Origin of the sequence: Pseudomonas danubii (assembly GCF_042980055.1) — a bacterium.
In the GTDB taxonomy this organism is placed as follows: Bacteria; Pseudomonadota; Gammaproteobacteria; order Pseudomonadales; family Pseudomonadaceae; genus Aquipseudomonas; species Aquipseudomonas danubii.
The window spans coordinates 4211079-4225049 of sequence record NZ_CP116502.1; the positions used below are offsets into that span (position 1 = coordinate 4211079).

Annotated in this window: 10 protein-coding genes; 3 read left to right on the forward strand and 7 right to left on the reverse strand. The window is 64.1% G+C overall.

The window, feature by feature from the left end; genetic code table 11:
* Positions 1 to 62 precede the first annotated feature (62 nt).
* The 3 genes from PFZ56_RS19540 to PFZ56_RS19550 all read left to right on the forward strand — a co-directional run bounded on the left by PFZ56_RS19540 (position 63) and on the right by PFZ56_RS19550 (position 4743).
* On the forward strand, positions 63 to 2150 hold the full coding sequence (locus PFZ56_RS19540; RefSeq protein WP_110595559.1) for an EAL domain-containing protein: 2088 nt from the start codon (positions 63 to 65) through the stop codon (positions 2148 to 2150).
* A gap of 355 nt (positions 2151 to 2505) precedes the next feature.
* Positions 2506 to 3678: an NnrS family protein gene (locus PFZ56_RS19545; protein WP_110595560.1), complete on the forward strand. Its 1173-nt coding sequence runs from the start codon at positions 2506 to 2508 to the stop codon at positions 3676 to 3678.
* A 96-nt stretch (positions 3679 to 3774) separates the two neighbouring features.
* Positions 3775 to 4743 (forward strand): diguanylate cyclase, encoded by a 969-nt coding sequence (locus PFZ56_RS19550; protein ID WP_110595561.1) that lies wholly within the window; start codon positions 3775 to 3777, stop codon positions 4741 to 4743.
* A 63-nt stretch (positions 4744 to 4806) separates the two neighbouring features.
* Here the strand turns inward: PFZ56_RS19550 and PFZ56_RS19555 are convergent, their stop codons facing one another.
* The 7 genes from PFZ56_RS19555 to PFZ56_RS19585 form a co-directional block, all read right to left on the reverse strand.
* Positions 4807 to 5682 carry a hypothetical protein gene (locus tag PFZ56_RS19555; RefSeq protein ID WP_170002465.1) on the reverse strand — a complete coding sequence of 292 codons (876 nt, stop codon included), beginning with the start codon at positions 5680 to 5682 and terminating at the stop codon, positions 4807 to 4809.
* Positions 5683 to 5752: 70 nt separating this feature from the next.
* Entirely contained in the window at positions 5753 to 6547 is a 795-nt protein-coding gene (gene fabI, locus PFZ56_RS19560) for an enoyl-ACP reductase FabI (protein WP_170002463.1), read from the reverse strand.
* 22 nt (positions 6548 to 6569) lie between these two features.
* A complete protein-coding gene (locus PFZ56_RS19565) occupies positions 6570 to 8180 on the reverse strand; it encodes an ABC transporter ATP-binding protein (protein WP_170002461.1) in 1611 nt (536 codons plus the stop codon).
* A 1-nt stretch (position 8181) separates the two neighbouring features.
* Positions 8182 to 9201 carry an ABC transporter permease gene (locus PFZ56_RS19570; protein WP_110651554.1) on the reverse strand — a complete coding sequence of 340 codons (1020 nt, stop codon included), beginning with the start codon at positions 9199 to 9201 and terminating at the stop codon, positions 8182 to 8184.
* A gap of 1 nt (position 9202) precedes the next feature.
* Positions 9203 to 10276 carry a microcin C ABC transporter permease YejB gene (locus PFZ56_RS19575; RefSeq protein ID WP_016964272.1) on the reverse strand — a complete coding sequence of 358 codons (1074 nt, stop codon included), beginning with the start codon at positions 10274 to 10276 and terminating at the stop codon, positions 9203 to 9205.
* A gap of 1 nt (position 10277) precedes the next feature.
* The gene (locus tag PFZ56_RS19580) at positions 10278 to 12128 is read right to left on the reverse strand and encodes an extracellular solute-binding protein (RefSeq protein ID WP_123391058.1); all 1851 of its coding nucleotides are present in this window, start codon (positions 12126 to 12128) and stop codon (positions 10278 to 10280) included.
* On the reverse strand, positions 12125 to 13954 hold the full coding sequence (locus PFZ56_RS19585) for an extracellular solute-binding protein (RefSeq protein ID WP_102879627.1): 1830 nt from the start codon (positions 13952 to 13954) through the stop codon (positions 12125 to 12127). The genes PFZ56_RS19580 and PFZ56_RS19585 overlap by 4 nt, the downstream gene beginning before the upstream one ends.
* Positions 13955 to 13971 lie beyond the last annotated feature (17 nt).

A 13971-nucleotide genomic window follows, 5' to 3' on the forward strand; every position in this document is an offset into this window, starting at 1 on the left:
TTGCCAGGCTGTGACGGGGCCGTCTGCGGGGGCGGGCATGCAGTGGCAGAGGGGAGAGGTTGATGCGGCAACCGAGGTTCAAGCTGTTTTTCACCCACCGCCTGGCGCTCCTGGCGGGCGCCGAGTCCTTGCGTTCGATACGTGAGGGGCTGCTCTGGCTGTTGCCCTGTCTGCTGGTTTCGGCGGTATTCCTGATACTGGCCCAATGCGCCCAGGCCCTGGGGGCTCCCAGTACCCTGGTGGACTTGCTGGCCGGGCTGCACAAGCGCATCAGTTCGATCATCCCCTTACTGGTGGCGGCGTCCATCGGCTACATGCTGGCGATCCAGTACCGCTTGCCCCAACTGCCGGTGGCCTTTCTCTGTCTGTCCCATGTGGTGATCGCCATCTACCTGCTGCGGGACTATCCGCTGGCGTCGGCGACGTTCGTGCTGTTCATTGCCATTGCCTCGCCTCTGGTCAATGTCCCGGTCATGGCCTGGCTGCATCGCCGACGCTGGACACGGCTGGTGGACGAGGGGCTGGTGGGGCACAACCTCAAGGGCACCATCAATATGGTGCTGCCTGGGGTGCTGACGTCCCTGGCGCTGGTGGCGGTGCTGCAGTCGCTGTTGCAGGTCCACGACTTTGCCTACGTGCAAGGCCCGATCGACATCGACAGCCTGGACTATCCCTACTTCAACGCGATCCTTTTGACCACGACCAACTCCCTGCTGTGGTTCTTCGGCATTCACGGCACCTACGCCATGCAGCCGTTGATGGAGGTGATGGATCAGGCGGTGGCCCTCAATGCCGCCGATCACGCTGCCGGACAGCCCCTGCGCTATGCCCTCAACAGTGGCTTGCTGGGCTGTTTCGCCTTTATTGGCGGCTCCGGCGGCTCCCTGGCCCTGGTGCTGGCGATCCTCGGTTTTTCCAAGAGCCGTTCCATGCGCCTGCTGGCGCTGGCGAGCCTGGCGCTGTCGCTGTTCAACGTCAACGAACTGCTGCTGTTCGGCCTGCCGATCATTCTCAACCCGCGCTTGCTGGTGCCGTTCATGCTGGTGCCCATGGTCAATGCCTGCCTGGCACTGCTGGTGGTGCAGCAGGGCTGGGTGAGCCCGGCGCTGGTCAGTGTGCCCTTTACCTCACCGGTGCTGCTCAATGCCTACCTGAGTACCCAGGGCGATTGGGGCGCGGTGCTCCTGCAACTGGTGCTGCTGGGCGTCGGTACGTTGATCTACACGCCTTATGTGCGCAGCATCCAGCGCCAGGGCGAAGGCAGCGAGCAGGTGTACCTGAAGGCCTTCGACGCCACTTTCCATGGCCTTGAGGAGCGGGGCCGGCTGTTGGAGCTGGACCCGATGGTGGCGGCCTACAAACAGGCGGCCCAGCAGTCCTTGCAACTGGCGCGGATCCAGCAGTTGAGCGGCTACGACTTCCACCTGGAGTATCAGCCCCAGGTGGCCAAGGGCAGTGGTCTGTGTACGGGGTGCGAGGCGCTGATCCGTGCCCGGGATGCCCAGGGGCAGGTGAAGTCGCCCTGGGAGCTGCTGCAATGGCTGGGGCAGGCCGGGCTGATGCCCGAGGTGGATTTCTGGGTGGCGTCCCAGGCGGTGCGCCAGCACCTGGCCTGGAGCAAGATCGGGTTCGAGTTGCCCATCACCATCAATATCTCCAGCGCCACCCTGGCCTCGGCGGAGCATGGCCGGCGCCTGCTGGAGATTCTGGCCCGGGCCCATGGCCAGGTGTCGGTGGAGATCACCGAGGACGCCCTGGTGGGGGATGCGCTGCTGACCCAGCAATGGATCGGTAAATTGCATGCCCTGGGCGCGCGGGTCTATATCGACGACTTCGGCACCGGCTTCTCGGCCTTGAGCTACCTGCATCAGTTTCCGGTGGACGGGATCAAGATCGACCGCAGCTTCGTCCTGGCCCAGCGCGAGCCCAAGGGTGCCCAGGTGCTCAACGGTCTGCTGCGTTTTTGCGAAACCCTCAAGCTCCAGGTGGTGGTCGAAGGGGTGGAGACCGGTGAGCAGCTGGATTTCTTGCAGTCCAGTTCGGAGTTGATCATCCAGGGCTGGTACTTCAGCAAGTCCTTGCCCGGGGAGCAGATTCCCGGTTTTGTCAGCCAGCGAGCGCGCAGTGCCCTGGCGGCCAGCGAAGACTGAGCGGCGGCGTCAAGGGGGCGACCTGAAGGCCGGGCGATCCGGGCGTGGCAACGCTTGACCCTGCCACTGGGGAGCGATCCGCAGGCACTGTTTCTCGACGCCCAGCAACAACTGCAGCTGGCAAAACGCAGCTTGGGGTTTGCGGTCATATTGACTTTATTGTCGTCTTAATGACCTTTTTTGCTCGTTGTCAAAAAGACTGTTCAAGGCGCAGGGCCGCGGTTTGCGGCAGATCTGGCGCTGGCATGAATCGTGATGGGGATGGGGCATATCGCCACTGATTGGCCGAGGAGCCCCACGATGATCCGCTACTGCAATTGGCCACTGTCTGTCCTGATTTCGGGGAGGGCGGCCTGTGTCTTTGCCTGAACGTTGGCGGCAATGGGCCGCACAGCCATTGTGGAGCCTGGGCTTCCGGCCGTTTTTCCTGGCGGGTGCCGCCTTTGCCTGCCTGGCCCTGCTGGGCTGGGGGCTGTGGCTGCACGGCGCCCTGAGTGGCCTGCAACCGGTGGCCGGGATGCTGGCATGGCACCGTCACGAAATGCTCTTTGGCTTCGCGGTGGCGATCATTGCCGGATTCCTGCTCACGGCGGTGGCCAACTGGACCGGCCGCCCGGGCCTGAGCCGCACCCCGCTGCTGTTGCTGTGGCTGGTTTGGCTGGCGGGGCGCCTGGCCTGGTGGCTGCCGCTGCCGGTCCCGCTGTTCCTCGGCGTGCAGTTGGCCTTCATACCGCTGCTGGTGGCCGTCATCGGGCGCGAGCTGTGGTGCGCCGGCAAGCGCGAGAATTACCCCATGGTCGTGGTGCTGGGGCTGCTGGCGCTGTTTCAGGGCCTGACCCTGTGGGGCCTGCTGGAGCACCAGGACAGCTGGCAGCGGCGTGGCGAACTGGGCGCCTTGTGGCTGGTGGCGACCTTGATGACGGTGATCGGCGGGCGGGTGATCGGCTTCTTCATCCAGCGCGGCTTGCAACTGCCGCCGGCGGCGCCGGCATCGCCCTGGCCGACCCGGGTGCTGCTGGTGGGCAGCCTGCTGGTTGCACTGTCCATGGCCCTGGGCGGCGGCGAGGCCCCGCACGGCTGGCTGGCGCTGGTGTTTGCCGTGCTGGCGGGCCTGCATGGCTGGCGCCTGTGGCGCTGGCACCAGCCGCGGCTGTGGCGCGTGCCGCTGCTCTGGTCGCTGTACCTGGCCTACCTGTGGCTGGCCCTGGCGACCCTGGGCATGGCGCTCTGGCACCTGGGCTGGGCCGTGCCGCAGAGCCTGGTGACCCATGCCCTGGCGGTGGGCGGCCTGGGCGGGCTGGTGCTGGGAATGATCGCCCGGGTCAGTCTTGGCCACAGCGGGCGGCCGCTGCAGGTGACCGGGGCCATGGCTGGTGCTTTCGCCTTGCTGTTCCTGGCGGCGGTGTGTCGGGTGCTGCTGGTGCCGTTCAGCAGTTTGGGGTTAGGGGGCTCGGCGGTGCTGGGGGCGCTGGCGTTTGCCCTGTTCGTTGGCGGATATGCGCGGATTCTGCTGACGCCACGGCGTTGACACGCATCAAGTAGCGACATCGAGCCACATCGTTACCAGTAAGGCGGTGGTCAAACTGGACTACGCTTGCGGTCTTAGCCGCAAATGGAGTCAGCGATGTTGTACCCAAGCAAACCCAACAATGAGGCCCTGCGAATTCAGACCCTGCGCGAGCTGAATGTCCTCGATACTTCGCCGCAAGAGCGCTTCGACCGCCTGACCCGGCTGGCCAAGCGCCTGTTCAATGTGCCGATCGCCCTGGTCAGCCTGGTGGATAGCGACCGGCAATGGTTCAAGTCCTGTGTGGGGCTGAGCGCCACCGAGACTTCGCGGGATATTTCCTTCTGCGGCCACGCCATTCTCGGTGACCAGATTCTCACCGTCTGCGACGCCGAGCTGGACGAGCGTTTCCATGACAACCCGCTGGTCGTCGGCGAGCCGGGAATTCGTTTCTATGCCGGTTGCCCATTGACCGTGCCCAATGGCAGCAAGCTGGGCACTCTGTGCCTGATCGACGTCAAGCCCCGGGACCTGGACGACGAGGAGCGCGCCTTGCTGCGGGACCTGGCGCGCATGGCCGAGCAGGAGCTGGCAGCGGTACAGATGGCCAGCATGGATGAGATGACCCTGCTGTCCAATCGCCGCGGCTTCGAAGCCCTGGCCCGGCACGCCCTCGGGGTCTGCAAGCGCTTGAAGAAGCCGGCGACCCTGCTGTTTTTCGACCTCAACGAGTTCAAGCACATCAACGACAGCTTCGGCCATGCCGAAGGCGACGGGGCATTGAAGACCTTTGCCGATGTGCTGCGCATCGCCTTTCGCGAGAGCGATGTGATTGGCCGCCTGGGCGGCGATGAGTTCGTGGCGCTGCTGAGCGCTGCCGATCACGTCGAGACTTCGGCGATCATGGCGCGCCTCGGTGAGCTCCTCAATGAACGCAACGCCACCCTGAAACGTGGCTACGACATCCGCTTCAGCGTCGGCCAGATCGAATACGACGCCGGACGCCATCCTGACATCGAGGCGTTGCTGGCGGACGCCGACAAGGCCATGTACCTGCACAAGCAGGCTGGCAAGCGGGCTCGCTGAGGGTTGCTGCCGCCAAGCCCTGTTCGGTGACGCGGGGCAGGGAAGGGCGTCAGTGGCAGGGCGCTATTGGCCGCGCTCCATCAGCGGTGGGCTATAGCTTTCCTCGATGTCGACCCCGGCCGCCCTGGCTCGGCTTTCAACTTCTGAGCGACGTTGCAGCCGTTCTTTCAAATGCGCAGGGAACAGGGTTCTCCATTGGGCTCTTTGTGCCTCTGCAAAGTCGCGGGTCCAGAACGTGTCCAGGGACATCAGGTTCAGGCTTATCAAGTAGACAGCGCTTTGCAGGGGGGCGCTTTTCGAGTCGTAGCGCAGGGCTCGGACATGCGCAATGTAGTTGCCGTGATAGAGATACCAGTCATAGAACATGTTGTTGTCCAGCCACTGCTCAAGGCTCATCTCATGGTTGGCATCGAACAGCGGGTGGCTGAGTGGCTGGGTACCCAGGAGGCTTTCCTTCCAGTCCAGCTTGTGCAACTCGCCAGCGGCTATTCGGGGGTCGGAAGGGAAGTAGTATTTTTGCCATCCAGCGTTCTTCAACGTCCTGAGAAGGTTATAGACAAGCGCCTTGTTGGCCTTGTGAGTGCTGTTGTCCGGCAGCCCGCGAAGGTCGATGTTCAATGCCTGGATGGTGTTTGAGGTATTGCCATCAACGGCAATCAGCAGCCCGGCCACCTGATCCAGTTCAAGCGTGCCCTCGGGCTGGGCCAGGCTCAGGTCAAGGAGTGCTCCCTGACGATCCGCCTCGTACCAACATAGGTTGACCGCATCCAGGCAGTCGGCGGTAAAGCTCACCGGGCTCTTTTCCAGGAACTCGGCAACCGGTGTGCCCAAGGGGATGTGCAGGCGTGCGACGCTGCTCTGGGTTTTATTCGGGGCTTTATCTTGAGTGTGGTCGCAGCCGGCTAGAAAAAGTACGAGCAACAGATAGCACAGCTTCATGTTCGGCCTTTCCAATGAGCGGGAGGGGGCAGGGTGGCGAGTGCGCAAGCCCCCTCGCCGCAGCCAGCAATCACTCGTCGAGGTTGCCCATGGCGGTGGTGTTGAAACCGCCGTCCACGTACATGATCTCGCCGCTGATGCCCGAGGCCAGGTCCGAGCAGAGGAAAGCGCCAGCGTTGCCGACTTCCTCGATGGTGACGTTGCGCCGCAGGGGTGTCTGGGCTTCGTTGGCCGCCAGCATCTTGCGGAAGTTCTTGATCCCCGAGGCGGCCAGGGTGCGGATCGGGCCGGCGGAGACGGCGTTGACCCGAGTGCCTTCCGGGCCCAGGGAACCGGCCAGGTAGCGCACGCCGGCTTCCAGCGAGGCCTTGGCCATACCCATCACGTTGTAGTTGGGCATGGTGCGCTCGGCACCCAGGTAGGACAGGGTCAGCAGACTGCCGTTGCGGCCCTTCATCAGCTCGCGACCGGCCTTGGCCAGGGCCACGAAGCTGTAGGCGCTGATGTCGTGGGCAATGCGAAAGCCTTCGCGGGTGGTGACGTCGGTGAAGTCGCCTTCGAGTTGATCGCCCGGGGCGAAGCCCACGGAATGGACGATGCAGTCCAGGCCGTCCCATTTCTTGCCCAGTTCGGTGAAGACCTGGGCGATCTGTTCGTCGCTGGCCACATCGCAGGGAAAGCACAGCTCGGCGCTGGAGCCCCAGCCGGCGGCGAACTCCTCGACCCGGCCCTTGAGTTTTTCGTTCTGATACGTGAAGGCCAGCTCGGCGCCTTCACGGTGCATGGCGGCGGCAATGCCGGAGGCGATCGACAGTTTGCTGGCGACACCGACGATCAGGACACGCTTCCCAGCGAGAAAACCCATAAGTAGCTACTCCTGTTGCAGGTTATTCGGCGCTTGCTGGAGCCAGGAAGGCGGCTTCCAGCAATTGCCGTGTGTACGGATGTTGTGGGACGGCAAAGATACTGCGCGCGTCACCCTGTTCCACCACCTGGCCGTGCTTGATCACCATCAACTGGTGGCTCAGGGCCTTGACCACCGCCAGGTCGTGGCTGATGAACAAGTAGGTCAGGTTGTACTTGCGTTGCAGGATGCGCAGCAGTTCCACCACCTGGCGCTGCACGGTGCGGTCCAGGGCCGAGGTCGGCTCGTCCAGCAGGATCAGCCGCGGCTTGAGCACCAGGGCCCGGGCGATGGCGATGCGCTGACGCTGGCCACCGGAAAACTCATGGGGGTAGCGGTGCCGGGTGTCCGGGTCCAGGCCGACTTCCTTGAGCGCTTCGATGATCGCTTGTTCCTGCTCCTGTTCGCTGCCGATCTTGTGAATGCGCAAGCCTTCGCCAACGATCTGGCTCACGCTCATGCGCGGGCTGAGGCTGCCAAAGGGGTCCTGGAACACCACCTGCATTTCCCGCCGCAGCGGCCGTACCTGTTGCTGGGACAGGGCGTCCAGCTGCTGCCCCTCGAAACGAATGCCGCCCTGGCTGGCGATCAGGCGCAGGATCGCCAGGCCCAGGGTCGACTTGCCCGAGCCGCTTTCGCCGACGATGCCCAGGGTCTGGCCCTGGGGCAGGCTGAAGTGGATGCCGTCCACCGCCTTGACGTGATCCACGGTGCTGCGCAGCAGGCCTTTCTTGATCGGGAACCAGACCTTGAGATTGTCCACTTCCAGCAACAGCGGGCCGATCGGGTTGTTCGCCGGGGTGCCGCTGGGCTCCGCGGCCAGCAATTCCCGGGTGTAGGGATGCTGCGGCGCGCGGAACAGCTCCTCACAGGACGCCTGCTCGACGATGCAGCCCTTTTGCATGACGCAGACCCGGTGGGCAATGCGCCGTACCAGGTTCAGGTCGTGGCTGATCAGCAGCAAGGCCATGCCCAGGCGCGCCTGCAGTTCCTTGAGCAGCTCGAGGATCTTCAACTGCACGGTGACGTCCAGGGCCGTGGTCGGTTCGTCGGCGATCAGCAGCTCCGGTTCGTTGGCCAGGGCCATGGCGATCATCACCCGTTGTCGCTGGCCGCCGGACAGTTCGTGGGGCAGGGCCTTGAGGCGCTTGTGCGGCTCGGGAATGCCCACCAGTTCCAGCAGTTCCAGGGTGCGCTTGCTGGCGATCTTGCCGGTCAGGCCCTTGTGGATGCCCAGCACTTCGTTGATCTGCTTCTCGATGCTGTGCAGCGGGTTCAGCGAGGTCATGGGCTCCTGAAAGATCATGGCGATGCGGTTGCCGCGAATGTGGCGCAGGGTCTTCTCGTTCAGGGTCAGCAGGTCGTGCCCGGCGTACTGGATGCTGCCGGATGGGTGCTGGGCCAGGGGGTAGGGCAAAAGGCGCAGGATCGAGTGGGCGGTCACCGATTTGCCGGAGCCGCTTTCCCCCACCAGGGCCAGGGTTTCGCCGCGCTTGATGTCGAAGCTGATGCCTTCCACCACGCGCTGGCACTGGGCGCCGGCGACGAATTCCACCGCCAGGTCGCGGACTTCGATCAGAGTGTCCTGGGTCATGTCATTTCCTCGGGTCGAAGGCATCGCGGGCGGATTCGCCGATAAACACCAGCAGGCTGAGCATGAGCGCCAGCACGGCAAAGGCACTGATGCCCAGCCAGGGCGCCTGCAGGTTGGACTTGCCCTGGGCCACCAGCTCGCCCAGGGACGGCGCCCCCGGCGGCAGGCCGAAGCCGAGGAAGTCCAGGGCGGTGAGGGTGCCGATGGCGCCCGTGAGGATAAAGGGCATGAAGGTCATGGTGGAGACCATGGCGTTGGGCAGGATGTGGCGGAACATGATGGCGCCGTTCTGCATGCCCAGGGCCCGGGCCGCGCGCACGTATTCCAGGTTGCGCCCGCGCAGGAACTCGGCGCGCACCACGTCCACCAGGCTCATCCAGGAAAACAGCAGCATGATCCCCAGCAGCCACCAGAAGTTGGGCTGCACGAAGCTGGCCAGGATGATCAGCAGGTAGAGCACCGGCAGCCCGGACCAGATTTCCAGGAAGCGTTGCCCGGCCAGGTCCACCCAGCCGCCGTAGAAGCCCTGCAGGGCGCCGGCGATGACCCCGATGATCGAGCTGAGGATGGTCAGGGTCAGGGCGAACAGCACCGAGATGCGAAACCCGTAGATCACTCGGGCCAGCACATCGCGGCCCTGGTCGTCGGTGCCCAGCAGGTTGTCCGTCGACGGTGGCGCCGGGGCCGGCACCCGCAGGTCGTAGTTGATGCTCTGGTAGCTGTAGGGGATCGGCGCCCACAGCACCCAGGCGTCCTTCTGTGCCAGCAGCTCGCGGATGTACGGGCTCTTGTAGTTGGCTTCCAGGGGGAATTCGCCGCCGAAGGTGGTTTCCGGGTAGCGCTTGAGGGCCGGGAAGTACCAGCCGCCTTCGTAGTGCACCACCAGCGGTTTGTCGTTGGCGATCAGCTCGGCGCCCAGGCTGAGGATGAACAGCACCAAAAACAGCCACAGCGACCACCAGCCGCGTTTGTTGGCCTTGAAGCGCTCGAAGCGCCGGCGATTGAGGGGGGACAGGTTCATCTCAATGCTCCCGGCTGTCGAAGTCGATGCGTGGGTCCACCAGGGTGTAGGTCAGGTCGCCGATCAGCTTCACCACCAGCCCCAGCAGGGTGAAGATGAACAGGGTGCCGAACACCACCGGGTAGTCGCGGTTGATCGCCGCCTCGAAGCTCATCAGGCCCAGGCCGTCGAGGGAGAAAATCACCTCCACCAACAGGGAGCCGGTGAAGAAGATGCCGATGAAGGCCGAGGGGAAGCCGGCGATCACCAGCAGCATGGCGTTGCGGAACACGTGGCCGTAGAGCACCCGGCGCTGGGTCAGGCCCTTGGCTTTGGCGGTGACCACGTACTGTTTGTTGATCTCGTCGAGGAAGCTGTTCTTGGTCAGCAGGGTCATGGTGGCGAAGTGGCCAATCACCAGGGCGGTGACCGGCAGCGCCAGGTGCCAGAAGTAATCGAGGATCTTGCGGCCCCAGCTCAGCTGGTCGAAGTCGTTGGAGGTCAGGCCGCGTAACGGGAACCAGTTGAAATAGCTGCCGCCGGCGAACACCACGATCAGCAGGATGGCGAACAGGAAGGCCGGGATCGCGTAGCCGACGATGATCGCCGAGCTGGTCCAGACATCGAAGTGGCTACCGTGGCGGGTGGCCTTGGCGATCCCCAGGGGGATCGACACCAGGTACATGATCAGGGTGCTCCACAACCCGAGGGAGATGGACACCGGCATCTTTTCCTTGATCAGGTCCACCACCTTGGCGTCACGGAAGAAGCTGTTGCCGAAGTCCAGGGTGGCGTAGTTCTTGATCATGATCCACAGGCGTTCCGGCGCCGACTTGTCGAAGCCGTACATGTGCTCGATTTCCTTGATCAGCGCCGGGTCCAGGCCCTGGGCGCCACGGTAGCTGGAGCCGGCCACCGAGACTTCGGCGCCGCCGCCGGCGATGCGGCTGGTGGCGCCGTCGAAGCCTTCGAGCTTGGCGATCATCTGCTCCACCGGCCCGCCGGGGGCGGCCTGGATGATCACGAAGTTGATCAGCAGGATGCCCAGCAGGGTGGGGATGATCAGCAGCAGTCGGCGAACGATATAGGCCAGCATGTCATTGCTCCCTGTCGGCTGTGGCCGCCTGGTCCGGGGCCGGTTCTACGGCGGGCTTGGCATCGGGCTTGATCCACCAGGTGTTGATGCCGATGTCGTACTTGGGCGCGACTTGCGGGTGGCCGATGTGATCCCAGTAGGCCACGCGCCAGGTCTTGATGTGCCAGTTGGGGATCACGTAGTAGCCCCATTGCAGGACCCGGTCCAGGGCCCGGGCGTGGGCCACCAGGCTGGCGCGCGAATCGGCGTTGATCAGGCTTTCCACCAGGGTGTCGATGGCCGGGTCCTTGAGGCCGATGTAGTTGCGGCTGCCGGGCTTGTCGGCGCTGGAGGACATCCAGAACTCGCGTTGCTCGTTACCCGGAGAATTGGACTGGGGAAAGCTGCCGACGATCATGTCGAAGTCCCGCGAGCGCACCCGGGTGATGTACTGGGACACGTCGACCCGGCGGATCACCAGGTCGATGCCCAGGTCGGCCAGGTTGCGCTTGAACGGTAGCAGCACCCGCTCGAACTCGGTCTGGGCCAGGAGGAACTCGATCACCACCGGTTTGCCTTGGGCGTCCACCATCTTGTCGTCGACGATGCGCCAGCCGGCTTCCTGCAGCAGTTGGTAGGCCTGGCGCTGCTGGGCACGGATCATGCCGCTGCCGTCGCACTGTGACGGCGCAAAGGCTTCGTTGAACACCTGCTCGGGAATCTTGCCGCGCAAGGGTTCGAGGATGGCCAACTCGTCAGGGCCCGGCAGGCCGGTGGCGGCCATTTCCGAGTTCTCGAAGTAACTGCGGGTGCGGGTGTAGGCGCCGTTGAACAGCTGCTTGTTGCTCCATTCAAAATCCAGCAGCAGGCTCAGGGCGTGGCGTACCCGCACGTCCTGGAACAGCGGCCGGCGGGTGTTGAAGACAAAACCCTGCATGCCGGTGGGGTTGCCGTTGGCGATCTGTTCCTTGATCAAGCGGCCCTGGGCCACGGCCGGGGTGTTGTAGGCGTTGGCCCAGTTCTTCGCGCTCATCTCCAGCCAGTAGTCGAACTGCCCGGCCTTGAGGGCTTCCAGGGCCACGGTGTTGTCGCGGTAGTAATCGCTGGTGATCACGTCGAAGTTGTAGAAGCCGCGGTTGACCGGCAGGTCGCGGCCCCAGTAGTCCTTGACCCGCTCGTAGCGGATCGAGCGTCCGGCCTTGACCGCGGTCACCCGGTAGGGGCCGCTGCCCAGGGGCACTTCCAGGTTGCTCTTGGCAAAGTCGCGGCTTTCCCACCAGTGCTTGGGCAGGACCGTCAGTTGGCCGAGGATCAGCGGCAGTTCGCGGTTGTTGCTGTGCTTGAACTTGAACAGCACCCGCAGCGGGTCTTCGGCGATCACCTGGTCGACGTCGGCGTAGTAGCCGCGGTACAGCGGCGAGCCGGCGCTCATCAGGGTCTGGAAGCTGAACACCACGTCCTCGGCACGAATCGGCTGGCCGTCATTGAAACGCGCTTCCGGGCGCAGGTAGAAACGCACCCAGCTGTTGTCCGGGGCTTTCTCGATCTTGCCCGCCACCAGCCCGTACTCGGTGAAGGGCTCGTCCAGGCTCTGGGCCATCAGGGTGTCGTAGATCAGGCCGATGTTCTGCTCGGGCACGCCTTTGCTGATGAATGGATTGAGGCTGTCGAAGCTGCCGAAACCGGCCATGCGGAAGGTGCCACCCTTGGGCGCATCGGGGTTGACGAAGTCGAAGTGCTGGAAGTTCGCCGGGTATTTCGGCGCTTCGTTGTACAGGGTCAGGGCATGTTGCGGCGCAGCCTGGGCACAGCAGGCGATGACGCCGAACAACAGGCCGCTGGTGCGCAGGAGCAGGGCACGCAGAGGCATCATTGGGGACTCTCCAGGGACTTCAGCCACCAGGCGTTCAAGCCCAGGTTGTAGGGCGGCGTGGTGACCAAGGCGAACCGGTTACGGTAGGCCAGTCGGTGATAGTTGAGGTACCAGTTGGGAATCATGTAGTGCTGCCACAGCAGCACCCGGTCCAGGGCGCGGCCGGCGGCCAGTTGCTCGTCGCGGCTCTGGGCGGCCAGCAGTTGCTCCAGCAGGTGATCGACTATGGGGTTGTTGATGCCTGCATAGTTCTTGCTGCCCTTGACCGAGACCTGGCTGGAGTGGAAGTACTGCCATTGCTCCAGGCCCGGGCTCAGGGTCTGGTTGAGGGTCATGAGGATCATGTCGTAGTCGAACTGGTCCAGGCGCTGCTTGTATTGCGCCCGGTCCACGGTACGCAGGCGCGCGTCGATGCCGATGCTGGCCAGGTTCTCCACATAAGGCTGGAGAATGCGCTCCAGGTTGGGATTGACCAGCATCAGCTCGAAGCGCAGCGGCTGCCCGGCGCTGTTCTGCAGGCGCTGGCCATTGAGCTTCCAGCCGGCTTCGGCCAACAGCCCCAGGGCGCGGCGCAGGGTATCCCGGGGGATGCCGCGGCCCTCGGTACGGGGCAGGCTGAAGGCCTGGGTGAAGAGATTGGGGGGCAGTTGCTCGCGGTAGGGCGAGAGCAGCAGCCATTCGTGCCCCACCGGCAGGCCCGTGGCGGAGAATTCGCTGTTGGGGTAGTAGCTCAGGGCGCGCTGGTAGGCGCCGCTGAACAGGGTGCGGTTGGTCCATTGGAAGTCGAACATCAGGCCCAGGGCCTCACGCACCCGCACATCGGCGAAAGTCCCGCGGCGGGTGTTCATGAACAGGCCCTGGGTCTGGGTGGGGATCTGGTGCGCCACCTGGGCCTTGATCACCTCGCCGCGATTGAGCGCCGGGAAGTTGTAGCCGTTGGCCCAGTTCTTGGCCTGGTGCTCGATGTAGATGTCGAACTCGCCGGCCTTGAAGGCTTCGAAGGCGACGTCGCTGTCGCGGTAGAACTCCACCTCGACCCGGTCGAAGTTGTTGAAGCCGCGCTTGACCGGCAAGTCCTTGCCCCAATAGTCCTTGACCCGTTCGAACACCAGTTGGCGTCCGGGCTGGACCTGGGTGATGCGATAGGGGCCGCTGCCCAGGGGCGGGGTGAAGGTGGTGGCCTTGAAGTCGCGGTCTTTCCAGTAGTGCTGGGGCAGGACTGGCAACTCCCCCAGACGCAGGATCAGCAGCGGGTTGCCGGCGCGCTTGAAGACGAAGCGGATGCGCTGCGGGCCGAGGATATCCACCCGCTGCACCTCCTGCAGGTTGGTGCGGTACTGCGGGTGACCTTCCTTGAGCAGCAGGCGGTAGGAAAACGCCACGTCATAGGCGGTGATCGGCTTGCCGTCGTGAAAGCGTGCCTCGGGGCGCAGGTTGAACACCACCCAGCTGCGGTCCTCGCTGTATTCCACGGAGCGGGCGATCAGGCCGTAGCTGGAAGTGGGTTCATCGCCGGAGGGCGCATAGAGGCCGGTGCCCACCATCAACGGCTCGTTGAGCTCGTTGACGCCGTATTGCAGGAAGTTCGGTGTGGCGACCGGGCTGATGCCCTTGAAGGTATAGGGATTGAGGGTGTCGAAGGTGCCAAAGGCCATGACCCGCAAGGTGCCGCCTTTGGGCGCCACGGGATTGACCCAGTCGAAGTGGGTGAACTTGGCCGGGTACTTGAGCGTGCCAAACTGCGCATAACCATGACTTTCAGTGATCGTTGCGCTTGCGGGAAAGCTCAAGGCCAGACTGATGAAGAACAGAAGGAGGGGACGCATCGAGTCAGAGATCCGAT